We start from the raw sequence: 22,539 nt of genomic DNA, 5'->3' as shown, positions 1-22,539 counted from the left end.
TGGGAGGCGGTGCCCGATCTCGACTTCGATGCCGTATTCGACGCGTATCTCGACGAAGTCTTGGCGGCCGAGACGCGGCTGGCCTTCGTCCTCGCCAACCAGCGGCTGATGGCGCAACTGCGCAACGGGCATAGCGGCTTTCACGATGACTGGGTGATGCAGCGGCACGGGCGATCGTTCGGGCTGATGCTGCGGTCGCTGGCGCCCATCGCGGGCGACTGGCGATCCTGATCGACGGCACGGTCGGCTCGGCAGCGGAAGATTTCGCCATGCCGTTCAAGGACAATGGGCGCGCCCTGCTGGTGGGGGAGGCGACTGCTGGAAGCAGCGGGCAGCCGCACCACTTCGATCTCGGCGAGGGGTTTCGCGCGTGGGTCGGGGCCAAGCGCGAGACGTTTCCCGATGGCGCCAGATTCGAGGGCGTCGGAATTGCTCCTGACCTCGAGATTACCCAACAGGCGGCAGATTCACGCGAAGCCAGCGACCGCGTTCTGAACGGCACTTTGGCATTCATGGCGTCGCAATAGCGAGTAATATGCGATGAATACGCTGATATTTTGGAAATCGATTGACGAACCCGTCCAATTGGCGGAAGACCATGCTGCTGGCCGCGGGTTGCTGACCCTGCTTGCGGCGCAGCGATAGTTGTGGCTGGCTCGTTGGAGCGAGCCAGCCTAACGCCCCGGAGCCCCCGATGATCGATCCCGCCATCCTTCTTCCGTATGTTCTCGCCTGCCTGCTGTTCGCCGTCGTGCCCGGACCGTCGGTCACCGTGGTGGTCGCCAATTCACTGGCGCGCGGCACCAAAGCCGGGCTGCTGACGATTCTCGGCACCGAGATCGCCATGCTGAGCATGGTGTTCATCGTTGCCGTCGGGCTCGACGCGGTGATGACGCTGGTGTCGGAGGCCTTCACCATCATCAAGTTCGTCGGCGCGGCCTACCTGGTGTGGATCGGCTTCAAGATGTTCACCTCGTCGGGCAAGCTCGAGATGGGCACCCCGGGCGAGAAACTGCCGCTTGGCCGCTACATCTGGCAGGGGGCGCTGATCAACTGGTCCAACCCCAAGACGCTGTTGTTCCTCGGGGCGTTCCTGCCGCAGTTCATCGATATGAGCCGCCCGGCCTTCGAGCAGATCATGGTGCTGGGGCTGATCGTCATGGCCGTCGCTACCCTGTCGGACTGCGTCTACGCGGTGATCGCCGGCAGCGCCCGGCAGCTGCTGACCATCGCGCGGGTGCGGATGATGAACCGGGTATCCGGCGTCATCCTGATGATCGGCGGCGTCTGGCTGGCGTTCCAGAAGCGCAGCTGACAGGACTGTCTCAATCCTCATGGCGGTGCTAGTTCAGCGCCGCCATGCCTGATCTCCCGATCCTCATATCGTTCATCGTCACCGCCTTTGTCGTGGTGATCGTTCCCGGGGTTACCGTCTCGGCGCTGGTCAGCACGTCGCTGGCTCGCGGCATGGCGGCCGGGTTGTGGATGGAAGCCGGGGTGCAGGTGGGGCGCTTCACCATGGTGCTGGTGGTGGCGTTGGCGCTCGAAGCAGTAACCGGGTTCGTCGGGGCGGCGTTCGACATCATCAAATATGTCGGCGCGGCCTATCTGATTTGGATCGGCTGGGGCTACATCACCAGCCGGCACGGCATCGCCACCGACCGGGCGATCGTGGCGCGCTCGCCATTGCAGCAGGCAGCAGCCGGTTTCTTCGTCCTGTGGAGCAACCCCAAGGCGCTGATCTTTTTCGGGGCCTTCCTGCCGCAATTCGTCAACCCGGCTTTCCCCGCCTGGCCGCAAGTCGTCGTGCTCGGGCTGATCGAAATGGCGGCGGGCCTCATCACCGACTGCGTCTACATCTATCTCGCCGCCAGGGCGCGTGGGGCGCTGGGCGACGTCCGGATGCAACTGGTCAACCGCATCGCCGGGGTGATTCTGATCGGCGCGGCGATCTGGCTGGTGCTGCAGCGGCACGCTTGATCTGCCCACACAGGCCCGCAAACGTGAATGAACAACCACCGCTCCGTGGTGGCGCGGCGCGACAAGTTCTGGATACTGACGTGCAGGGGTGGGGGAGGACCGGATGGTCATCACGGAATCATGTGTGCTGCTGGCTACCGAGGTCGTCTATGCGCGAGCCATGGAGGCGCTGGCGGGAGATCTGGCGATCTACTTTGCAGCTGGCACGCATCAGCCCCTGGACAACGCGCGTCAGGCCATCACCCGCATGCTCGAGCGGACAATGGAGCTGCCGCTGGCCACCTATCTGGAAGGTTTCTCCCTGACCGCGGCGGAGACTGACGAGGCGATGTCGCGCTCGCTTGCTCGCATCGGCCAGTCGATACAGTTGATCCGTGCCGCAGCGTTGCCGTCGCAGCAGCTCTAGGTGACCAGCCGGAACTTCAGGAAGCGCTGGCCGGCATACTCCAATTCGCCGGCGGGCTCGAAGCCGAGGCGAGCCAGGCCCTTAAGCCGCACGCGGCTTGGCGGCAACATGATGGTGATGTTGCGGATCTGCAGGTCGGCGCCGCGACGGACCAGCTCTCGGAAGATCGCCGCACCGTGTCCCCATTGGCCGGGGAGCAGCACAAGGCCGAGATCGGCCTCGTCGCCTTCCTTCTGATAGCCACCCCAACCGGCGAAGGCGCCGTCGATCCTGATAGCCCAAGGGCCGTAGCCGTTCTGCTGCCATTGCGCATCCTTGGCGCGCGCCCATGCGGCAGCGCTTTCGGCGTCCCAGCTGTCGCCGGCCAACGGCATGTGACGGCGGACATCGGGATCGGTGAGCAGCGCGAGCAGCTCGGTCGCCCGGATCTCGGACAGCGGATGAAAGGTGAGCTCGGTCATCGTCGCCCCTCTTCGACAGGATCGACAGTATATCGCCACCAGACGGCTGTCTCCCGAGCCCGGCTTGCCAGAATTGCCTTGCCGTGACAAAACCCGCCGCAACATCAACGGGGAGGGCGCTCCGCCATGGCCAGACTTGTCGGCTTCTATCCCGGCTCTTTCGATCCCTTGACCAACGGCCACCTCGACGTGATCGAGCGCGCCTGCAAGCTGGTCGATACGCTGGTGATCGCGGTGGGCACCCACCATTCCAAGAAGCCGCTGTTTAGCCATGAGGATCGTGTGGCGCTGCTGCGCGCCGTGCTCGAGCCGATCGGCAAGCGCACCGACACCGAGTTCCAGTTCGTCGATTTCTCCGGCCTGATGGTCAATGCAGCCCGCGCCGCCGGCGCCAAGCTGATCATCCGTGGCCTGCGCGATACCACCGACTACAATTTCGAGATGCAAATGGTGGGCATGAATGCCCAGATGGCGCCGGACCTGCAGACGGTCTTCCTGCCATCCAGCCCGCATGTCCGCCACATCTCGGCCACGCTCGTGCGTCAGATCGCCGAGCTCGGAGGCGATATCAGCGCCTTTGTCCCGCCCATCGTTCTGAAGGCACTGAAGAAATAATGTCCGATCCCATCAAGCGCGCCGGCATCATCCTCGGCATTCTCCTCGCCGCGGTCGCCGCCTTCTTCACCGTCTCGATTGCTGCTCCGCAGGCCGCAAAGGCACAGGAGGGCAAGCCTCACTGGATCCTCGAGCTCAAGGACGGCATCGTCGACATCGAGCTTCGGCCCGACCTCGCACCCGGCCACGTGAAGCGGGTGATCGAACTCACCGAGAAGGGCTTTTACAACGGCATTGTCTTCCACCGCGTCATCGACGGCTTCATGGCGCAGGGTGGCGATCCGACCGGCACCGGCATGGGTGGCTCCGACCTGCCGGACCTCGCGGCGGAATTCACCACCGCCGAGCACTTTACCCGCGGCGTCGTCGCGGCGGCCCGTTCGTCCGATCCGAACAGCGCCAATTCGCAGTTCTTCATCATGTTCGCCGACGCGCCGCACCTCGATGGCCAGTACACCATCTGGGGCAAGGTCGTTTCGGGCATGGAGTTCGTCGATCTGATCAAGAAGGGCGCCGGCGACCAGCCGGTCCAGGACCCGGACAAGATCATCTCCGCCAAAATCGAATACAAGTAAGGAAGGCCCACTCATGGCTTATGCCGATCCCGAGAATACCCTCGTCATCGAAACCACCAAGGGCAAGGTGGTCATCGCCATGCGCCCTGACCTGGCCCCGAACCACGTCGCGCACATCAAGAAGCTGGCGCGTGAAGGCTTTTATGACGGCATCGTCTTCCACCGCGTGATCGATGGCTTCATGGCGCAGACCGGCGATCCGACCGGCACCGGCACGGGTTCGTCGAAGTACCCGAACCTGAAGCAGGAATTCAACGCCGAGCCGCACGTTCGCGGCGTCGCGTCGATGGCCCGGGCGCAGAACCCGGACAGCGCCAACTCGCAGTTCTTCATCGTGTTCAACGATGCCCGCTTCCTCGACCGTCAGTACACGGTCTGGGGCAAGGTCATCGAAGGCATGGAAAACGTCGACCAGATCAAGCGCGGCGAGCCGGTGCGTGATCCGGACTCGATGGTTTCGGTGAAGGTCGCGGCGGACATCGCCGAATGATCCGGCTGGCCGCAATTGCATCGATCGTGAGCCTTTGCGGCCTTGCCACTCCGTCGCTGGCGACGGAGTGGGTGAACTGCGTCGCGCCGGATGGCGCGGCGACGTTCGACTTTCTGGTCGGCTCGGTCGATTTTCTGTCGATTGCCGGCCTCAACATTTCGACCGGCGAGAAGGTGTGGGCCAGCAGCGCCGCCTACGGACCGGGCGATCCGGTGGTGGTCGGGCAGGCCTTCGAGAGCGCCGAGACGATTCTGATCGATGCGGTCGATGAGAGCATGGCGGCCAAGGTTGCCGAGCTACGCCTGTTCAAGACTACGGAAGCCGATGCGACGGTCTATGGCGGCACGCTCCGCATCCCGGGCTATGGCGCCTGGGCGGTGAGCTGCACCGGCCCCTGATGCGCGTCGACGACTTCGATTTCGAACTTCCCGGCGAGTGCATCGCACTCCACCCCGCTGAACCCAGGGATTCTGCCCGCATGCTCATCGTGCGGCCGGGCGAGGCGCTGGAGGATGGTCGGGTAACCGACCTGTTGCGCCTGCTGCGCGCCGGCGACGTGCTGGTGGTGAACGACACCCGTGTGCTGCCGGCCGAACTCACCGGCACCCGGATCCGCGGTGAGCTCAGCGCCAATGTCAGCTTCAACTTGCACAAGCGGGTCGACGCCAATACCTGGCGGGCGTTTGCGCGACCGGCCAAGAAACTGCACCTGCTCGACCGGCTGGAACTGGGCGACAATGGCTCGATCGCCGCCACTGTGACTGGCAAGGGCGAGACGGGCGAGATCACGCTGGCGTTCGACCTCGGCGGGGCGGAGCTCGACGAGGCGATCAAGGCGCATGGCGCCATGCCGCTGCCACCCTATATCGAGGCCAAGCGCCACACCGAAGAGCGCGACAAGTCGGACTATCAGACGGTCTATGCCGCCCGCGATGGCGCGGTGGCGGCGCCGACGGCGGGGCTGCACTTCACCGAAAACCTGCTGCAGCAGCTGGCCGATCTCGGCGTGAGCGTCGAGCGGGTGACGCTGCATGTCGGGGCAGGGACCTTCCTGCCGGTGAAGGTCGATGACACCGACGACCACGTGATGCATGCCGAATGGGGCGATATTCCCGCGGCGGTGGTGGAGCGTATCCTCGCCGCCAAGGCCAAGGGCGGGCGAGTGATCGCGGTGGGGACGACGAGCCTTCGGCTGCTGGAGACGGCGGCGCGGGCGACCGGCACGCTGCAGCCCTTCGTCGGCGACACCGACATCTTCATCACGCCGGGCTACCGCTTCAACGCGGTGGACATGCTGATGACCAACTTCCACCTGCCGCGCTCGACCCTGTTCATGCTGGTCAGCGCGTTTGCCGGGCTCGACACGATGCGCGCCGCTTACGCGCACGCGATCGGGAACGGATATCGGTTCTATTCGTATGGAGATGCATCGCTGCTGTTTCGCGCCTGAGGAGAGAGCGAATGGACGATGATCTCGATGCAATGAACCATGCCGCGCTATTGGCCGAGGTGAAGCGGCTGCGCGCCGGCATCCGCGAACACCGCGACAGCACGATGCATGGGCTCTGCTGGCATCACCCGCAACTGTGGGACTTGTTGCCGGAGCGGACCGACCCGAAGATCATGGTGCCGGACTGGCCGCAATTCATGCGTGGCTGCATCCGCTACCGGCAGTCGCTGGACGAGCAACGGCCCAACGCGCCGCGCAGCGGCAAGGAGTTCGGGCAGTAACGAAAGACATCGTGCGGTTTGCTGCCTGTCGCCTGTAGGGATATTCTCTCGGGGCGAGGGGATGTTCCCCTCGACAACCGGGAGGAGCGAAGATGTCAAAATATATCCTGCTGCTCAACTGGAGCGAGCAAGGCGTCAAGACCGTCAAGGAGTCGGCCAAGCGCTATGATGCCGCCAAGGAGGCGGCCAAGGCCGTCGGCGGGACGCTCGAAACTATCTATATGACGTTCGGCGCCTATGACCTGGTGGGTATCCTCGATGCCCCCAATGACGAGGCTGCTGCCACTTTCGTGCTGCGCACGGGCATGGCCGGCAATATCCGGGCGACGACGCTCAAGGCCTTCTCCGAAGCCGACTATCGCAAGGTCATCGGAGGCATCTGACCGCCGGGGCGGACGAGAGCAAGCCCTCGCCGCGGGGTGACAGGCGCGCGCCGTCCCGCTAATAGGCGCGCATGATCGACTTCTCCTTCACCCTTCAGGCTACCGACGGCATGGCGCGCCGCGGGCGGATCGACACTTCCCGCGGCGACGTGCAGACACCGGCTTTCATGCCGGTCGGCACTGTCGGCACGGTCAAAGCGATGTACCCCGAGCAGGTGCGCGAAACCGGCGCGGATATCCTGCTCGGCAACACTTACCACTTGATGCTCCGCCCCGGCGCCGAACGCGTCGCGGCGCTCGGTGGTCTGCATGACTTCATGGACTGGCAGCGGCCGATCTTGACCGATAGCGGCGGCTTCCAGGTGATGTCGCTGGCGAAGCTCACAAAGCTCACCGAGAAGGGCGTCACCTTCCGCTCGCATATCGATGGCTCGGCCTATGAGCTGACACCGGAACGCTCGATCGAGATTCAGACGCTGCTCGACAGCGACATCATCATGCAGCTCGACGAGTGCATCCCGCTGCCGTCCGAGCACAAGGAAATGCTGCGCGCTATGGAGCTGTCGCTCCGCTGGGCGCAGCGCAGCAAGGACGCGTTCGGGCACCAGCCGCACCGCGCGCTGTTTGGCATCGTGCAGGGCGGCGATGACGCGAACCTGCGAGCCAAGTCGGCTGAGGGACTGAAGTCGATCGGCTTCAACGGCTACTCGATCGGCGGCCTCGCGGTGGGCGAACCGCAGGAGGTGATGTTCCGGGTGCTCAGCGAGATCACCCCGGAGCTGCCGACCGACAAGCCGCGCTACCTGATGGGGGTGGGCAAGCCCGACGACATCCTCGGCGGTATCGAGCGCGGCGTCGACATGTTCGATTGCGTGCACCCGACGCGGGCCGGACGGCACGGGCACGCCTATACGCGCTTCGGTGTCATCAACCTGAAGAACGCCCGGCATAAGGACGATCCGCGTCCCCTCGACGAAACCTCGCCCAACCCGAACTGCCGCCGCTTCAGCCGCGCCTACCTGCACCACCTGATCCGTACCGAGGAGATGCTCGGGGCGATGATCCTGAGCCAGATCAACCTGAGCTACTACCAGCAGCTCTGCATAGGGGCCCGTCAGGCGATCGAGGCTGGTGCGTTCGCCGATTATGCGGCACAAACCCGAGCGACATGGGCGGCGGGCGACATCGCCGCCGTCTGATGTGGAGCGTGGTCAGGAAAAGCTGCAGACTTTTCCGGTTCGACCGCGCGACCAACTAAAGAACCGGAGAACAGCGTCATGGCCACCCCCCGCAAGTCCCTCCTCAACCCGCTGATGAAGTCGCGCAAGCGTCTCGATGAGACGACCATGCGCGAGCTGTTCGCGAGCGATCCCAACCGCTTCAAGAGCTTCTCGGCCAAGGCCGGCGAGCTGCTGCTCGATTACTCGAAGAACCGCATCGACGCGAAGGCGATGGCGGCTTTGTTCGAGCTGGCGCGCGCTGCCGGGGTCGAGGAACGGCGCGACGCGATGTGGAAGGGCGAGCACATCAACATCACCGAAGACCGCGCGGTGCAGCACATGGCGCTGCGCTATGTGGGCGACAAGAAGGTGGTGGTCGACGGCAAGGATGTGATGCCCGAGGTGCGTGGCGTCCTCGCGGCAATGAAGGGCTTTTCCGACGCGGTGCGCGATGGCTCTATCAAGGGTTCTGGCGGCGACAGCTTCACCGATGTGGTCAATATCGGCATCGGCGGCTCGGACCTCGGCCCGGCCATGGTAACCCTGGCGCTGGCGCCCTACACGCGGGCCGACCTGCGCGCGCACTATGTGTCGAACGTCGACGGCGCCCATATCCACGACGTGCTGCGCGGGCTCGATCCGAAGCGGACGATGTTCATCGTCGCCTCCAAGACCTTCACCACCGACGAGACGATGACCAACGCGGCGACTGCCCGCGCCTGGATCGCTTCGGCACTGGGTGAGGCGGGGGTGCCGGATCATTTCGCGGCGCTTTCGACCAACCTCAAGGCCTGCGCCGATTTCGGCATCAAGTCCGATCGCATCTTCGGCTTCTGGGACTGGGTCGGCGGCCGCTACTCGGTGTGGTCGGCCATCGGGCTTCCGGTGGCGATTGCCGTCGGCTACGAGAACTTCGAGGCGTTCCTGCGCGGCGCTTACGAAATGGACCAGCACTTTTTGAAGACCAAGCTGGAAAAGAACCTGCCGGTCATCATGGGCGTGCTCGGCGTCTGGTATCGCAACGCCTGGGGCTTTTCGACCCATGCCGTGCTGCCTTACGACCAGCGGCTTTCCCGCTTCGCCGCCTACCTGCAGCAGCAGGATATGGAATCGAACGGCAAATCGGTGACCCTTAGCGGCAAAGCGGTGGACTATCCGACCGGGCCGATCATCTGGGGCGAGCCGGGCACCAATGGGCAGCACGCCTTCTACCAGCTGATCCACCAGGGCACCGACGTGATCCCGGTGGATTTCCTGATCGCCGCGCAGCCGCATGAGCAGTTGCCGCCGCACCACGACAAGCTGGTGGCGAACGTGTTGGCGCAATCCGAAGCGCTGATGCTGGGCAAGACCAAGGACGAGGTGGTGGCTGAACTCAGCGCCCAGGGCCTCGACAAGGCGCGGATCAAGGAACTGACGCCGCACAAGATGTTCCCTGGCAACCGTCCCTCGAACACGCTGCTCTACCCCAAGCTGACGCCGGAACGGCTCGGCAGCCTGATCGCGCTCTACGAGCACAAGGTGTTCGTGCAGGGCACCATCTGGGGCGTGAATTCTTACGACCAGTGGGGGGTTGAGCTTGGCAAGCAGTTGGCCAAGGCGCTGCTGCCCAAGGTGCAGGGTACGGAGAAGGCAACGGCCCATGACAGCTCCACCAGGGGGCTGGTGGACGCGTACCTTAAGCTCAAGCAATGACCGAGGCGGTGGAAGAGCAAGGGGTGAAGAAAGCAGCGCCGGTCGGGATCGATCTCGATCGGCTCGCGGCCACGTTTGCCGATTTCGGCCTTGGTGTTCCCGCGGCGATCACCGAACTCCTTGGTGGCGGCGCACGCTCGTTCCGCATCGACCGCGTGGACGGCCCGCCGGTCGTGCTCAAGGTATTCAACGACGCGCTGCCGTACGCGACCGGCAAAGAGACTTATGCGTCGCAGTTGCTACGCGACCTCGATGTGCCGATGACTCGCTTCCTCGCCTCGGACGAGACCCGCACCCGGATGCCGTTCCGCTACACCATCGCCAACTACCTGCCTGGCAGGCAGGTGATGACCTTCAAGGACGCGCCGGACGTCGGCGACCTCTACCGGCAGATGGGTGAGATGCTGCGCAAGCTGCACACCGTACCGGTGTCCGGCTACGGCGCCTTCGATGCGGACGGCCTCCACGATCCGGTGTCGACCAATACCGAATATCTCGCGCGCCGCTTCGCCCACGGCATCGGCCAGTTCCGCCGCTACGGCGGTGGCGAGGCGCTGGCGCAGCGGCTCGAGGCGATCTTCGCCGCCCATGCGGATGTCATCGCCGAAAGCCGGGGCGCGGTGTTTGCGCATGACGACTTTCAGCCGCACAACGTGCTGGCGGAGCGCGATGCGAACGTGCGGCTGCAGCTCACGGGGCTGCTCGACTTCGGCAATGCGCGGGCGTCGGATCCGATCTGCGACCTCGCCAAGGCGCTGTTCTGCTCGGAGCATGATGCGCCGGGCTCAACGCCGCATATCCGGGCCGGCTACGGCGCCTTCGATCATCCCGATCCCGAAGCGGCCCTGTGGATCTACACGCTCGTGCACCGCGTCACGATGTGGATGTGGTTGCGGCATGTCGGGGTGATCCTAGAGGGTGAGCGGCACGACCTGATGGGCGATCTCGAGGCGATGGCGGAAGCCGGGGCGTACACGGCATGACCATCACGACCGAAACTGAACTCGAAAAGCTCAAGGCCATCGGTCGCATCTGCGCCGTGGCGCGCGATGCGATGGCGGCGGCGCTGGCGCCGGGGATCACCACGCAGGAACTGGATGACATCGGCCGGCGCATCCTCGATGCTGCCGGGGCGCGTTCGGCGCCCGAGATCACCTATGATTTTCCGGGCGCCACCTGCATTTCGGTGAATGAGGAAATCGCGCACGGCATTCCCGGGTCGCGCGTCATCCGGGCAGGTGACCTGGTGAATATCGACGTGTCGGCGGAGCTCGACGGGGTGTTCGCCGATACCGGCGCGTCGTTCCTAGTGCCGGAAGCCGATCCGCGGCTGGTGGCGCTCTGCCGCGACGGCAAGCGCGCCATGTGGGAAGGGATCCGGGCGGTGAAGACCGGTGCCCCGCTCAACGGCATCGGCATCGCCATCGGCGCCTTCGCCAGAAAACACCGCTACACGCTGATCGAGAATCTCGCCAGCCATGGGGTCGGCGACAGCCTGCACGATGAGCCGGGCGAGATCGCCACCTGGCCGGACAAGTCCGATCGGCGGGTGATCACCGAAGGGCTGGTGTTCACGGTGGAACCGTTCCTGTCGCTGGGCGGCCGGATGGCCGAGCAGCGCGACGAGGACGACGAATGGACGCTGGTGGCCGATCCGCCGGCTCCTTGCGTGCAGTACGAGCACACTATCGTCGCGACACGTCGTGGCGCGATTGTGGTGACCGCGGCATAAGTGCGGCGCTGCGCTGAATGGTTTCTGAAGGGATGGTTCTAAACGCGTTCAAAATCAGTGCGCTAGGGTGATATCAACGCTGCAGATGCAGCACTGAACCAAACCCCAAGGACTACTGAAATGACCGTTCTCAACACCCTCCGGCAGACCGGCCGCGCCGCGGTCCTTGCCGTCGTCCTCGCCGGCACCGCCCTGAGCGCGGTCCCGGTCCAGGCTGCCCCGAACATGGGCGGCTTCTCGCTCGATGTGAAGCCGCAGGGCGGCGACCAGAAGCAGCTGCAGCAGTTCAAGAAGAAGAACTTCGGCCCGAACGACTTCTTCAACTGGTGCCTGACCGACAAGCAGATCCGCAAGGGCCTGAAGGCCTACGGCTTCTTCGAGGTGGAGATCGTCGATTACCTGAGCAAGAACCGCGTTCGCGTCCAGGCCGGCTATGACGACTGGTACTACTCGATGCGTATCAACCGCTGCTCGGGCATGGTCGACCGCATCAAGAAGCTCTACCCGGTCGATGACGAAGACGACTGGGGTGACGACGACGACTGGTACCCGTCGCCGTATTGATCGAGATCAGGGCAGGGGCCGGAAACGGCCCCTGTTTATTTCCTGGTGACCACCGATTGGGTAGCACCGTTTGCCCCACCAACTCGGTGTCATCCCAGCGAAAGCTGGGACCCATTCATCCGCTTGCGCTGTGGTGAGTTGGGTCCCAGCTTTCGCTGGGATGACACCGGTGGGGGAGGCGAGGCAGCGGACAATCTTGCCGGGCATCGTCGTCAACTGGCGGTTCGATCGATCTAGAGATCGATGCGTCGGAACAGCCACCAGGGCATTTCGCGCACGAGGCGCATGATCAGCCGCCAGCGGCGCGGGGCGTATTGCACCGGTCCGCCGTGCTCGGCGGCGCGGCGCACCAGTCGCGCCACATTATCGGCGGAAGCCAGCCGGCGGCCCGGTGGACTGTTCGCCGTCATTGCCGTCGCCGTCGGGCCCGGCTTCACCACCACGGCGCGCGGAGCTTTGCCGGCGAAACGGTGGGCGATGCCCTCGACCAGTGTTTCGATGCCGGCCTTGGTCGAGGCGTAGATGAAGTTCCTGCGCCGGCCCCGATCACCGGCAACCGAGCCGAGCACCACCAGCGCGCCATGCCCCTGCGCCTCGAGCAGGTTGGCGGCCGCCAGCGACCACAGGGCGGTGGAGGTGTAGTTCGTGGTCATCATCCGGGTGGCGACGGCAAGATCGGCAGCGGCAGCGGACTGCTCGGGCATGATGGCGTAGGCGATATGCAGGTGGTCGACGCCGCCGAGCCGGGCGGCGAGCAATGGCAGCTCTGAGCCGGGATCGGCAGCCACCAGGTCGAGCACCGCGGTTTCGCACCGGCTGGCGCCGAGCTTTCGTAGCTCGTCGGCCAGGGCTGCAAGCCGACCGGCATGGCGGCCGGCCAGCAGCAGGGCTGCCCCTTCGGCGGCGTAGAGCCGCGCAGTAGCTTCGGCGATGCCGGAATTGGCGCCGAGGATCAGCACGCGCAACGGCCCGGCGGCCGGGCTTTTCGATTCGAGTTGGGCCATGCTCCTTGGCTTAGCAGCCATAATGAAACATGGCGTTACAGCGGCCAGTGCCATAATTGAGCTTCGCGAGGTGACGCCGCGGATGGAACAGAGGCTCGTCTGCCGTTTCGTTGGCCAAGGCGGGAAACCGGAAAAACCGCAATGTTCCCCGTGCCCATCGCGTCCGGTTGACACGCGGCGCCACCGACGGAATCAACGCGTCTGCAGCGCGGCGGTTGCGCCGTGGATGCAAGTTTATCGACCGCGTTTCCGCCCTATTGCAGTCCCTTCAGGGACACACTGAACCCCTAGCATTTGCTGGTATCCGCAGCAGATCGGGGGGCAATCCGATGACTGCCTTGACCATCCGTCCATCCTTGCTGGACGGCGATATCGCCAGCGCCTTCGAGCGCGAGAAGAGCCTGTTCATGGCGCGTAACAGGGAGCGGTGCAGCCACCTCCTGGTCCGCTTCGGGCCGGATGCGGCCGACGAGAACTTCGCCATCTCGGCGGCGTTCACGCTCGACGAGGCGCGCAACTGGCATCAGGTGGAAGTCGCGGTGCCGTTCAAGGAACTGCGCCGCGAGGACGGGCCGGACCGCGGGCTCATCTCAGCCTTTGGCGAGCTCGACGACGGCATCAGCGCGGCGCGCATCGCCCGGCTGTTCGCTCCGCTTTCGGTGGCCCAACGCATGGCTGGCGGGCGTCGCGATTAGACATTCGATTTGTCGCGCTTTCGAACGGGAAGGGCCAGCAGCTCTTTCTGAAGGCGCATGGCTGCAACCGATGGTGGCCGTTCCCGCGGCCGGGGAGCATCAATGAAAACCTGCTGGTTCATCGTTATCGAGAGCATGGGCTCGTGGTGGGTCGACTGCGAGGGCAAGGCCTATGGACCGTTCGAAAGCCGCGACGATGCCCAAAGCCAGGCACGGCGGATCGCCATGACCTATGGCGATGACGGCCGTCGCTCCGAGGTGTTCGCGCCGACGGATCAGGGATCGCACAGGCTGATCTGGAAGGGCCCGGTGCCGACCACGTCCTGACGCCCGCTAGCGCTGGTCGTTGTAGGGTTCCTTGACGGTGCCGACACGACGCGCCAGGGCCGAAAACGACAGGGCGCCGTCATCCGAGACGGTGGCATTGGCCATGCGCAGCAGGCGTGCCGGAAAGGCCAGGGCATCGCGCTCGGCCGGACGGAGGTTCTCGATCGAGCGGTGGTCGTTGATGGCGGTCTGCTCGGCGGCCCGCATGGCGTCGTCGACGTCCTGGCGGGAGACCAGGCCCCTGGCGATCATCGTCTCGTGCATGGCGGCGATGGCGAGGTAGAGGCCTTCGAGCTGCAGGTTGGCGCTATTCATCGCACGGGTCCTTTCTCACAAGCAGGAGGCAGGCCGGAGCCCGCCTCCATGCTGCGCTCATCCTCAGCGGATGAACAGCACGATGATGATGATCAGCCAGATGGGGACACCCAGGAGCCAGAGCCCAAGTCCTCTCAGCATTTGTCTTCTCCTTTATCGAACGCGCCGGAACACGGTGCGGAACACCGTGGCGTTGTCGCGGTGGTTGCCACCCATCTGGGCCGCCCAGTAAGCGCCGACAGCGCTGACCAGCAGCGACGCGGCGGTCAGGAAAGCGGCGACGATGCCGGTCTTCCGGGCCGTTTCAGCGGCCGCCGCGGCCTCGGCCTTAGCCTGGTCTACAGCGGTGATGACTTCGGTGACACGGGCGTTGGCTTCTTCGGCCGTCAGGCCCGTATTGGTCGAGACCACCTGAGCCAGATAGGCTTTGTCCGGATCGCTGATCGAGCCCGCGAGGGCGCCCTGGGCGATGATCCGTCCGGCCTCGGCGCGGACGCCGGTCGTGTCCGTTGCCGGCTGGGTGGTTGCGGTGGCGGCGGGACGGAACAGCTGGTCGACGAAGTAGGCGTTCGGGTCGAGCGCGTTGCCGGCGTCGTCGGCGACGGTTGCCGCGGCGTTGGTGAGGGTCGAGGCCGCGGCGCCGACGGCGTTTGCCGCGGCGCTGATGCCGCCAACGGCGATGAGACCGCCGATGACGAGAGCACCGCCCCAGACCAGGAGGCCGTGGGCGCCGTCGCGGACATCGGCTTCATCCTCGGTGGCATCGAAGTGACGCCGGCGGAGGCGGCCGGTGACATAGGCGCCGGCCATGAAGCTCGAGACTTCTACCCACAGCAGCCAGGTGCCTGCTGCGATAGCGATCCAGATCAACGGAACATCGGGGCCGGCGTGGAAGTTGACGAAGTTCAGCCCGATTGCCGAGCCGAAGGTCAGGAGGACGAGCGAGATCGCCGAGGCGATCACGATGCCGGCGATAATCGCCGGCCAGTCGACGTAGGAGCTGGTGTCTGCCTTTGCTGCCGGAGCAGCGGCGACGATCACGTCAGTTTCGCTTGGCATGGTCATGGCGCGGTCCTTACCTCAGGCCGAAGAAGGACAGGACGGCGAGGATTACGACCACCAGGCCGACGAGGTAGATGATCCCGTTCATTTTACTTGTTCTCCTATGACGCGGTTGGTCACAGAAAAGTGCAGAAACGGACAATTGGTTGCCTTGATCGGCAAATTATCCTAGCGCCCATCGGTCATGCGGCTGTCGATCTGCTCAAGTGTCTGCTCGTCATTTTCGACGCGCTGGGCGATCATTTTGCGAAGTTTGTGGAGCTCGTGCCCGGTGAGCTCCTCGGCGCCGATCAGCCGATTGTCGGCGCGGCGCAGCGCCATGATCAAGTCATCGAGCTTGGCCTGCACCGCCTCACCGTCGCGGTTCTGGGTGTGCTGAACCACGAACACCATCAGGAACGTTATGATAGTGGTGGCGGTGTTGATCACCAGTTGCCAGGTCTCAGAGAAACCGAACAGCGGTCCGCTCACCGCCCAGAGCACGATCAGCCCACAAGCCGCTGCGAACGTCACCGGCTTGCCGGCGCCGCGCGAGACGATGTTGGAGAACTGGTGGAAGAAACCTGCGGCCATGACGACACCTCGCGTTGCAAAGTGCCCGATTCAATCGCTGCAGGCGGCCGCGGGTTCCCGCCGGGGCGCAGCCGGCTTGCACGTGGCCTTCTCGGCTTGGCTGATAGGCGCCAGCTTTTTCCGATGGCGGCTGGCGCTTGGGAGCACGTTGCATGGTGCGAACTCTAAGGACGTTGCCTATTCCCGCCATCTCGGCTGGATACCTGATTGCAGGAGCCGACGAGTGGCATCCCGGATAACCTGTTCTCGTAGCAGTCCCGGATAACCCTCGAGGTTGACGACAATTGGCTCCCCTGACGACCCGCGAAAATGCAGATGAATCAGTGTGCCTTCCTCACCGGTCCGCTCGGTAAACATTTCAAAATCTCGCCACAGCGCGCTCCGTCGGTTGAACACGGAACGGCTTACTTGGATACCATCATCACCGACCACTATGGCCGCGGGCTCCAGTAGTAGTAGGAACAGGCGAAGCGACATGGCCGCAAGGACAGCCGCACTCGTCCAGTGCAGGGCGGCGCGGACGGCCCAAGGAACGGCGACCAGTTCGCTGAAGAAGCCAGGCAGCTGATCGTCCGGCAGCCCGCCAGCAAACAAGAGGGCTGTTATGCCCGCAGCCACGAGCGCCCACATAGCGGTCTGCCAGCGGCTTGCTCGGTAGACAGTCTGGTTAGGGCCCAACTCCACCCCCCGCCAACGCGTGCCGAAATTTCTATCAGCCCGAGGTACTAGTTCGCACGCGGGAAGGCGAAGCAACCCCGTGAGGAGGGATGGTCGCCGCGACACGGGAATCCAGTTTGGCGTGATGCTCCTCGAGTGGCTGCCCGATGCGGACTGGCCCCGATCGGGCACAATGCCTGACTCCCCAACTGGATAATCGCTTAACTAACGACTGTAACGTACTGAAATTTATGGAGGAAACTGGTACGCCCGGATGGATTCGAACCATCGACCATCCGATTAAAAGTCGGATGCTCTACCACTGAGCTACGGGCGCTCAAGCCGCGCGGGGCGGATCGGCGCGGAACATAGGCATTGTGCCCCGGCTGTCAATCGCTAACGACGAATACCCGTCAGTTGAGCAGCGGCACCGGCTGGCCGGCATAGCTCGCAGGCTCACACGGAACGCCCGCGCGGTCGAGCCGGGCGCACAGTTCGATGGCCGAGGCGCGATCGACCATCGGGCCGGCGACGATGATCTTGCCGTCGGTACCGTCCTGGTCGGCGAGCACCGGCGACAAGCCCACCAGCATGGTGCCGACCTGCGCGAGCAGTTCCTGCCACTGCGCTTCGGCGGTATCGGCGCGCACCGGGAAGCCGAGCGCGATACCGGGGGAGGTGCCGTCCGGAATGGCCAGTGGCATGGTGTTGGCGGAGAGCGGTACAGCCTTGAGTTTCACATCATTGGAGCCCGGAAGCAGCGGGCGCTGCTGCACGGCAACAGTACCGCCTTCGGTCTCGAAGGTCAGGGTCTTGCCCGGGGTGATCGAGCCCGTGGTGGTGGTGTCGATGGCAGCGGCAGCGCTGCGGGCCTTGATCTGCACTTCCTCGAGAACCTTGGGCACGCTGATCTCGAGCGCACCGACGCGCTTGGTCACCGCGCCGGCGGCCTCCTCGTTCATGGAGAAGCGCTGCAGCAGCTGGGTGTTCTCGCGCTGCATGCGCGCCGATTCTTCTTCGAGCGTTGCGACCTGAGTGCGCAACTGGTTGATGGTCGAGCCTTCGAGGCGCGAGGCGTGGAGCGCCCCGTAGACGCTGGGTGGGATCAGGCCGGAGAGGTTGGCGCCCAGAATAGCCACCGCCCAGATGCCAAGCGCCGCGATGCCCCACATTGTCACGTCAGCCGGACGAAACTGGTCTGCTGCCTTCGCCAAAGGTCTTATCTCCCAAGAGCCCTACGAATCAGGCCGATTTTCGAGTTTACCACTCCGTAACCGCGTTATCGGATTCCCAACAACTTGCTGCCATAAACACGGGGGAAACGATGACCCCTGACGAGGGCCCTCCATGACTGAATTGCTGTCGATCATCCTGGCCGCGGGCGAAGGCACCCGCATGCGCTCGGCTACGCCGAAAGTGCTGCATCAGGTGGGGGGATTGCCGCTTGTTGGGCACGTGGTGCGGACGGTCGCGGCCAGCTCTTCGGCTATCTCGGTGGTGATCGGGCCGGGACACGACGCGGTCCAGGCAATGGTCGCGGGGCTGGCCCCGGCGGCAACATTCTCGACGCAGGCCGACCGCAGGGGCACTGCCCACGCAGTGAAACAGGCCGAAGCCGCCTACAGCAGCGCCAAGGGGAACGTGATCGTGCTTTATGCCGACACGCCGCTCGTCTCGGCCGAAACGTTGGGGGGCATCACCACGCGGCTCGATGGCGGCGCAGATATCGTGGTGGTGGGCTTCCGGCCCGAGGACACCACCGGTTACGGGCGGTTGATCACTGACAACGGACAGTTGCTGGCAATCCGCGAGCACAAGGATGCAACCGAGACCGAGCGGGCGATTGGGCTGTGCAACTCCGGTATTATGGGGTTTCGCGCCGACACGCTGCGTTCGGTGATCGACCGGATCGGCAACGCCAATGCCAAAGGCGAATTCTACCTCACCGACGCGGTGGAACTGGCGAGCGGCGACGGACGACGGATCGAGGTGGTAGAGGCCGATGCGAACGAGGTGATCGGAGTCGACGACCGGCGGAAGCTGTCGCAGGCCGAGGCACAGTTCCAGGAGCTGCGGCGCGACGACTTCATGCGCGCCGGGGTGACGCTGAAAGACCCGTCGACGGTGTACTTCTCCTATGACACCGAGATCGGCCGCGACGTGACGATCTTCCCCAACGTGGTGTTCGGGCCCGGGGTGAAGATCGCCGATGGGGTCGAGATCCGGGCGTTCTGCGATATCGAGGATGTGACGATCGGCGAGGGCTCCAGCATCGGGCCGTTCGCCCGCATCCGCGGCGGCGCCGAGTTGGGCAAGGACGTACACCTCGGCAACTTCGTCGAGGTGAAGAAGTCGGTGATCCATGATGGCGTGAAGGCCGGGCACCTGAGCTACCTCGGCGACAGCGAAGTGGGCGCCAGGACCAACATCGGGGCAGGGACCATCACCTGCAACTATGACGGCGTGAACAAATCCAAGACCAGCATCGGGGCGGATGCCTTTATCGGCTCGAACTCGTCGCTGGTGGCGCCGGTAAGCATCGGCGACGGGGCCTATATCGCTTCGGGCAGCGTCATCACTCACAATGTCGAACCGGATGCGCTGGCCATCGGCCGCGCCCGGCAGGAGAACAAGCTCGGCTATGCGCCAAAGCTCAAGGCGCGGGCCGAAGCCATCAAACGCGCCAGATCCGGCAAGTAGGGGACAGACGAGATGTGCGGTATTGTCGGGATTATCGGAACGGAACCGGTGGCGCCGCGGCTGGTCGATGCGCTGAAGCGGCTGGAATATCGCGGCTATGACAGCGCCGGCGTGGCGACGCTGGAGGCTGGCCAGATCGGCCGCCGCCGCGCCGAGGGCAAGCTCGGCAATCTCGCCGCCAAGCTGAGTTTTGAACCGCTCAGCGGCAATATCGGCATCGGCCACACCCGCTGGGCGACGCATGGGGCGCCGACCGAGGGCAATGCCCATCCGCATGCCACCGACAAGGTGGCGGTGGTCCATAACGGCATTATCGAGAATTTCCGCGAGCTGCTCGCCGACCTCGCCAAGGACGGCTATCTGCCCAAGACGCAGACCGATACGGAATCGGTGGCGCTGTGGGTGACCCGCGAGATCGATCGCGGGCTCGACCCCGAGATGGCGGTGGCGCGGACGCTGAAAGTGCTGCGCGGCGCCTTCGCGCTGGCCTTCATGTTCAAGGGCGAGGATGCCCTGCTGATCGCCGCGCGCTCTGGCGCGCCGCTGGCTATCGGCTATGGCGCGACCGAGATGTATCTGGGCTCCGACGCCATGGCGCTGGCGCCGTTCACCTCGCGGCTGAGTTACCTGCTCGATGGCGACTGGGCGGTGCTGACCAAGAACGGCGTCACCATCCGCGACGGCTCGGACGCGATCGTCCAGCGCGAGATGCTGGTTTCGGCCGCCTCGGCGCTGCTGGTCGACAAGGGCAACCACCGGCACTTCATGGCCAAGGAAATCTACGAGCAGCCCGAGACGGTCTCGCACACCCTCAGCCACTATGTGGATATGAGCAGCGACCGGGTGGCACTCCGAGAGAACCTGCCGTTCGATTTCGCCAAACTGTCGCGCCTGACCATTTCGGCCTGCGGCACCGCGTCCTATGCCGGCATCGTCGCCAAATACTGGTTTGAGCGCTATGCGCGGCTGCCGGTGGATGTTGATGTCGCCTCGGAGTTCCGCTATCGCGAGCCGCCGCTGGAGCAGGGCGGGCTCAGCCTCTTCATTTCCCAATCCGGTGAGACCGCCGATACCCTCGCGGCCTTGCGTTATTGCGCCGGGCAGGGGCAGCACATCGCCTCGCTGCTGAACTCGCCGGAATCGACGATGGCGCGCGAGAGCCAGGTGGTGTTCCCGACGCTGTGCGGGCCGGAAATCGGCGTCGCCTCGACCAAGGCGTTTACCGCCCAGCTGACGGCGCTGGCGAGCCTTGCCGTCGCGGCGGGCGTGGCGCGCGGCACGATCTCGGCGGCGCAGGAAGCCGAGCTGGTGCATAGCCTCACGACGCTGCCCACCGCCATCTCCGCCGCGCTGGCGCTCGAGGGGCAGGTCGAGGATATCGCCAAGCGGTTGAGCAAGGCCAAAGACGTGCTCTATCTGGGCCGCGGGCAGATGTTCCCGATCGCCATGGAAGGCGCGCTGAAGCTCAAGGAACTGAGCTATATCCACGCCGAGGCCTATCCGGCCGGCGAGCTGAAGCACGGGCCGATCGCGCTGGTGGACGAATTGATGCCGGTGATCGTCGTCGCCCCGTCGGACGAGCTGATGGGCAAGACCCTCTCCAACATGCAGGAAGTCGCGGCGCGCGGCGGCAAGATCATCCTGATCACCGACGAGGTGGGCAAGGAGGCGGTGGGCGAGGGCGTGGCGGAGGTGCTGGTGCTGCCCAAGGTCGCGAGCTTCGTGGCGCCGATCCTTGCGACCATCCCGGTGCAGCTCCTGGCCTATCACACCGCCTCGTTCATGGGCACCGATGTCGACCAGCCGCGCAACCTCGCCAAGAGCGTAACGGTCGAGTAGCTCGTGCTCTCGACCAGCCTGCCGGGTGAACTGACGACCGCGATCCGCGAACGCTATGAGCCAGCCGGGCTGGTGCTGACCGACCGGCCGCGGCGCGAGGCAGAAAGCGCTGAGTACGGCGCCTGTCGGTTCGGCCTCAACGGCCACCAGGTGGCGTTCCGCGTGGCGCGGATCACGCCGACCAAGCTCGGGCAGTTCGTCACCATCTGGAAGCGCGAGACCCCGGACGCGGAGATCGCACCCCTCGATGCTGCCGATGGCGTCGACTTTGTGATCGTCAGTGTCGCCGATGCCGGGCAGCGCGGCCAGTTCGTCTTCGATCGGCAGTCGCTGGTCGAGCGCGGCGTATTTTCGGTCGATGGCAAGGGTGGCAAACGCGCTGTGCGAGTCTATCCGCCCTGGAGCAAACCCATTGCCAAAGCCGCTCAGCGCACGCAGCAATGGCAGTTGCGGCACTTCCTGCCGTTCGAGGCGCGCGATTGCAGCGCGGAGCTACGGCGGCTGATGGCGGTGACCGAGTGAATAAACCCTTCTTCGAGCAGGAGCCGGAACTCAACGTCTTCGGCGAAAAGCTGGTGCTGTGCTCGATGCATCCGCTGACCGGGTTCTTTCGGAACGGCAACTGCATCACCGGCCCGCTCGACGAGGGCCGGCATACCGTCTGTGCCGAGATGAACGACGCATTCCTGGCGTTCTCGAAATCACGCGGCAACGATCTTTCGACCCCGATGCCGGAATATGCGTTTCCGGGCCTCAAGGCCGGCGACCGCTGGTGCCTCGTAGCGCTGCGCTGGGTCGAGGCGCTGGAAGCCGGCATGGCGCCCCGCGTGGTGCTGAAGGCGACGCACCAGTCGGTGCTGAACTATGTCGAGATCGATGTGCTCAGGAAGTACGCGGTGGAGTGAGGGCTCCGCGGGGACCCGGCGCGGGGTAGTACGGTTACTCCTGGTGGCCCCCCAAACTCGGTGTCACCCCAGCGAAAGCTGGGGCCCATTTCTCGGCCCGCGCCAGAGGATGGTTGGGTCCCAGCTTTCGCTGGGATGACAGCCGGTGGGGTGGGCGAGTTGTTCTGGCAAGCCCCCACCAGCCGCCTCCGCTAATCCTCGATCAACCGCCTCCCGAGGCTGAGCGAGTCGTGCCGCTCATAGCCGAGGCGGTCGTAGAACTTCAGCACGCCCTCGTTCTCGCCGCGCACCAGCAGGTTGATTTTTGGGCATCCCATAGCCGTCAGCAAGCGTTCCAGCTCTGCCAGCAGCGCGGCGCCATGGCCCTTGCCGGCGTGCGCCGCCGCCGTCGCGAGGTAGTAGACCGAGCCGCGGTGGCCGTCATAGCCGCCCATGGCGGTGGCGATGACCTCGCCGTCCTGCTCGCCGACGAGGAACAGTTCGGGTTGCACCGCGAGCTTGCGTTCGATGTCCTTGACTGGATCGTTCCATGGCCGGGTCAGGCCGCGGGCCTGCCAGAGGGCGACGACCGCGTCGGTGTCGCGGCGTTCGAAGGGGCGGATATGCATGG

General features: G+C 64.8%; 31 protein-coding genes and 1 tRNA gene. 23 read left to right on the top strand and 9 right to left on the bottom strand.

Translation table 11 applies throughout. From position 1 onward, the window contains the following. The first annotated feature begins 9 nt into the window (after window positions 1–9). The 5 genes from ASC89_RS18605 to ASC89_RS18585 all read left to right on the top strand — a co-directional run bounded on the left by ASC89_RS18605 (window position 10) and on the right by ASC89_RS18585 (window position 2,386). Complete coding sequence (locus tag ASC89_RS18605) at window positions 10–231, top strand: hypothetical protein (RefSeq protein WP_056000505.1); 222 nt, start codon at window positions 10–12, stop codon at window positions 229–231. Continuing rightward, window positions 150–527 (top strand): S41 family peptidase, encoded by a 378-nt coding sequence (locus ASC89_RS18600; RefSeq protein WP_082533455.1) that lies wholly within the window; start codon window positions 150–152, stop codon window positions 525–527. Before ASC89_RS18605 ends, ASC89_RS18600 begins: the two co-directional genes overlap by 82 nt. 167 nt (window positions 528–694) lie before the next feature. Further along, window positions 695–1,315 carry a LysE family translocator gene (locus ASC89_RS18595; protein WP_056000502.1) on the top strand — a complete coding sequence of 207 codons (621 nt, stop codon included), beginning with the start codon at window positions 695–697 and terminating at the stop codon, window positions 1,313–1,315. Window positions 1,316–1,359: 44 nt separating this feature from the next. Then, the gene (locus ASC89_RS18590; RefSeq protein WP_056000499.1) at window positions 1,360–1,980 is read left to right on the top strand and encodes a LysE family translocator; all 621 of its coding nucleotides are present in this window, start codon (window positions 1,360–1,362) and stop codon (window positions 1,978–1,980) included. Between the two features lie 103 nt (window positions 1,981–2,083). Next, complete coding sequence (locus ASC89_RS18585) at window positions 2,084–2,386, top strand: hypothetical protein (RefSeq protein ID WP_055882482.1); 303 nt, start codon at window positions 2,084–2,086, stop codon at window positions 2,384–2,386. Here ASC89_RS18585 and ASC89_RS18580 read toward each other — a convergent pair. After that, window positions 2,383–2,847 carry a GNAT family N-acetyltransferase gene (locus tag ASC89_RS18580; protein ID WP_056000496.1) on the bottom strand — a complete coding sequence of 155 codons (465 nt, stop codon included), beginning with the start codon at window positions 2,845–2,847 and terminating at the stop codon, window positions 2,383–2,385. The two genes, ASC89_RS18585 and ASC89_RS18580, sit on opposite strands and share 4 nt — an antisense overlap. A 126-nt stretch (window positions 2,848–2,973) precedes the next feature. Here ASC89_RS18580 and coaD point away from each other — a divergent pair, with 126 nt between their 5' ends. The 12 genes from coaD to ASC89_RS18520 all read left to right on the top strand — a co-directional run bounded on the left by coaD (window position 2,974) and on the right by ASC89_RS18520 (window position 11,852). Next, window positions 2,974–3,462 carry a pantetheine-phosphate adenylyltransferase gene (gene coaD, locus ASC89_RS18575; protein WP_055882476.1) on the top strand — a complete coding sequence of 163 codons (489 nt, stop codon included), beginning with the start codon at window positions 2,974–2,976 and terminating at the stop codon, window positions 3,460–3,462. Beyond that, window positions 3,462–4,037: a peptidylprolyl isomerase gene (locus tag ASC89_RS18570; protein WP_056000493.1), complete on the top strand. Its 576-nt coding sequence runs from the start codon at window positions 3,462–3,464 to the stop codon at window positions 4,035–4,037. The genes coaD and ASC89_RS18570 overlap by 1 nt, the downstream gene beginning before the upstream one ends. A 13-nt stretch (window positions 4,038–4,050) precedes the next feature. Next, window positions 4,051–4,527: a peptidylprolyl isomerase gene (locus ASC89_RS18565; protein WP_055882471.1), complete on the top strand. Its 477-nt coding sequence runs from the start codon at window positions 4,051–4,053 to the stop codon at window positions 4,525–4,527. Continuing rightward, window positions 4,524–4,925 carry a hypothetical protein gene (locus ASC89_RS18560; RefSeq protein WP_056000490.1) on the top strand — a complete coding sequence of 134 codons (402 nt, stop codon included), beginning with the start codon at window positions 4,524–4,526 and terminating at the stop codon, window positions 4,923–4,925. Before ASC89_RS18565 ends, ASC89_RS18560 begins: the two co-directional genes overlap by 4 nt. Continuing rightward, a complete protein-coding gene (queA, locus tag ASC89_RS18555; RefSeq protein ID WP_056000487.1) occupies window positions 4,925–5,977 on the top strand; it encodes a tRNA preQ1(34) S-adenosylmethionine ribosyltransferase-isomerase QueA in 1,053 nt (350 codons plus the stop codon). The genes ASC89_RS18560 and queA overlap by 1 nt, the downstream gene beginning before the upstream one ends. Before the next feature lie 11 nt (window positions 5,978–5,988). Continuing rightward, the gene (locus ASC89_RS18550) at window positions 5,989–6,258 is read left to right on the top strand and encodes a hypothetical protein (protein WP_056000484.1); all 270 of its coding nucleotides are present in this window, start codon (window positions 5,989–5,991) and stop codon (window positions 6,256–6,258) included. Window positions 6,259–6,350: 92 nt separating this feature from the next. Next, window positions 6,351–6,641 carry a GYD domain-containing protein gene (locus ASC89_RS18545; RefSeq protein WP_056000481.1) on the top strand — a complete coding sequence of 97 codons (291 nt, stop codon included), beginning with the start codon at window positions 6,351–6,353 and terminating at the stop codon, window positions 6,639–6,641. Between the two features lie 71 nt (window positions 6,642–6,712). Beyond that, on the top strand, window positions 6,713–7,840 hold the full coding sequence (gene tgt / locus ASC89_RS18540; protein WP_056000479.1) for a tRNA guanosine(34) transglycosylase Tgt: 1,128 nt from the start codon (window positions 6,713–6,715) through the stop codon (window positions 7,838–7,840). A gap of 78 nt (window positions 7,841–7,918) precedes the next feature. After that, window positions 7,919–9,556 carry a glucose-6-phosphate isomerase gene (pgi, locus tag ASC89_RS18535; protein WP_056000476.1) on the top strand — a complete coding sequence of 546 codons (1,638 nt, stop codon included), beginning with the start codon at window positions 7,919–7,921 and terminating at the stop codon, window positions 9,554–9,556. 23 nt (window positions 9,557–9,579) lie between these two features. Further along, window positions 9,580–10,539, top strand: a complete 960-nt coding sequence (locus ASC89_RS18530) for a phosphotransferase family protein (RefSeq protein WP_162247964.1) — start codon at window positions 9,580–9,582, stop codon at window positions 10,537–10,539. Next, window positions 10,536–11,288, top strand: coding sequence for a type I methionyl aminopeptidase (gene map / locus ASC89_RS18525; RefSeq protein ID WP_055882452.1), 753 nt, complete (start codon window positions 10,536–10,538; stop codon window positions 11,286–11,288). Before ASC89_RS18530 ends, map begins: the two co-directional genes overlap by 4 nt. 120 nt (window positions 11,289–11,408) lie before the next feature. Further along, window positions 11,409–11,852 carry a hypothetical protein gene (locus tag ASC89_RS18520; RefSeq protein ID WP_055882449.1) on the top strand — a complete coding sequence of 148 codons (444 nt, stop codon included), beginning with the start codon at window positions 11,409–11,411 and terminating at the stop codon, window positions 11,850–11,852. Window positions 11,853–12,085: 233 nt separating this feature from the next. Here the strand turns inward: ASC89_RS18520 and ASC89_RS18515 are convergent, their stop codons facing one another. Beyond that, window positions 12,086–12,856 carry an SDR family NAD(P)-dependent oxidoreductase gene (locus ASC89_RS18515; RefSeq protein WP_082533454.1) on the bottom strand — a complete coding sequence of 257 codons (771 nt, stop codon included), beginning with the start codon at window positions 12,854–12,856 and terminating at the stop codon, window positions 12,086–12,088. 329 nt (window positions 12,857–13,185) lie between these two features. On the opposite strand from ASC89_RS18515, the gene ASC89_RS18510 reads away from it, so the two are divergent. Continuing rightward, a complete protein-coding gene (locus ASC89_RS18510; RefSeq protein WP_055882444.1) occupies window positions 13,186–13,551 on the top strand; it encodes a hypothetical protein in 366 nt (121 codons plus the stop codon). A 102-nt stretch (window positions 13,552–13,653) separates the two neighbouring features. Next, complete coding sequence (locus tag ASC89_RS18505; protein WP_055882442.1) at window positions 13,654–13,878, top strand: hypothetical protein; 225 nt, start codon at window positions 13,654–13,656, stop codon at window positions 13,876–13,878. A gap of 6 nt (window positions 13,879–13,884) precedes the next feature. Here ASC89_RS18505 and ASC89_RS18500 read toward each other — a convergent pair whose 3' ends face one another. The 6 genes from ASC89_RS18500 to ASC89_RS18475 all read right to left on the bottom strand — a co-directional run bounded on the left by ASC89_RS18500 (window position 13,885) and on the right by ASC89_RS18475 (window position 17,699). Next, window positions 13,885–14,193: a hypothetical protein gene (locus ASC89_RS18500; RefSeq protein WP_055882439.1), complete on the bottom strand. Its 309-nt coding sequence runs from the start codon at window positions 14,191–14,193 to the stop codon at window positions 13,885–13,887. 153 nt (window positions 14,194–14,346) lie between these two features. Then, entirely contained in the window at window positions 14,347–15,258 is a 912-nt protein-coding gene (locus ASC89_RS18495) for a hypothetical protein (protein WP_055882437.1), read from the bottom strand. Between the two features lie 165 nt (window positions 15,259–15,423). After that, window positions 15,424–15,828, bottom strand: coding sequence for a low affinity iron permease family protein (locus ASC89_RS18490; RefSeq protein WP_055882434.1), 405 nt, complete (start codon window positions 15,826–15,828; stop codon window positions 15,424–15,426). Window positions 15,829–16,005: 177 nt separating this feature from the next. Next, the gene (locus tag ASC89_RS18485) at window positions 16,006–16,458 is read right to left on the bottom strand and encodes a hypothetical protein (protein ID WP_055882431.1); all 453 of its coding nucleotides are present in this window, start codon (window positions 16,456–16,458) and stop codon (window positions 16,006–16,008) included. A gap of 289 nt (window positions 16,459–16,747) precedes the next feature. Next, a tRNA-Lys gene (locus tag ASC89_RS18480) sits at window positions 16,748–16,822 on the bottom strand. Between the two features lie 76 nt (window positions 16,823–16,898). After that, entirely contained in the window at window positions 16,899–17,699 is an 801-nt protein-coding gene (locus ASC89_RS18475) for a hypothetical protein (protein ID WP_156384679.1), read from the bottom strand. A 133-nt stretch (window positions 17,700–17,832) separates the two neighbouring features. Between ASC89_RS18475 and glmU the strand changes: the two genes are divergently transcribed. The 4 genes from glmU to ASC89_RS18455 are packed head-to-tail and all read left to right on the top strand — an operon-like array spanning window position 17,833 to window position 21,929. Beyond that, on the top strand, window positions 17,833–19,185 hold the full coding sequence (gene glmU, locus ASC89_RS18470; protein ID WP_056000471.1) for a bifunctional UDP-N-acetylglucosamine diphosphorylase/glucosamine-1-phosphate N-acetyltransferase GlmU: 1,353 nt from the start codon (window positions 17,833–17,835) through the stop codon (window positions 19,183–19,185). Between the two features lie 12 nt (window positions 19,186–19,197). Continuing rightward, entirely contained in the window at window positions 19,198–21,024 is a 1,827-nt protein-coding gene (gene glmS, locus ASC89_RS18465; protein WP_056000468.1) for a glutamine--fructose-6-phosphate transaminase (isomerizing), read from the top strand. A gap of 3 nt (window positions 21,025–21,027) precedes the next feature. Continuing rightward, a complete protein-coding gene (locus ASC89_RS18460) occupies window positions 21,028–21,546 on the top strand; it encodes a MepB family protein (protein WP_056000465.1) in 519 nt (172 codons plus the stop codon). Then, window positions 21,543–21,929 carry a DUF2237 family protein gene (locus ASC89_RS18455; RefSeq protein ID WP_056000462.1) on the top strand — a complete coding sequence of 129 codons (387 nt, stop codon included), beginning with the start codon at window positions 21,543–21,545 and terminating at the stop codon, window positions 21,927–21,929. Before ASC89_RS18460 ends, ASC89_RS18455 begins: the two co-directional genes overlap by 4 nt. A 191-nt stretch (window positions 21,930–22,120) precedes the next feature. Here ASC89_RS18455 and ASC89_RS18450 read toward each other — a convergent pair whose 3' ends face one another. Continuing rightward, window positions 22,121–22,537 carry a GNAT family acetyltransferase gene (locus tag ASC89_RS18450; protein ID WP_056000457.1) on the bottom strand — a complete coding sequence of 139 codons (417 nt, stop codon included), beginning with the start codon at window positions 22,535–22,537 and terminating at the stop codon, window positions 22,121–22,123. Window positions 22,538–22,539: the final 2 nt, after the last annotated feature.

The sequence above is a fragment of the Devosia sp. Root413D1 genome (assembly GCF_001425235.1).
Taxonomy (GTDB): domain Bacteria; phylum Pseudomonadota; class Alphaproteobacteria; order Rhizobiales; family Devosiaceae; genus Devosia_A.
The sequence above is the reverse complement of the archived record's forward strand: the minus strand, read 5'-3'. Positions and strand labels throughout refer to the sequence as shown.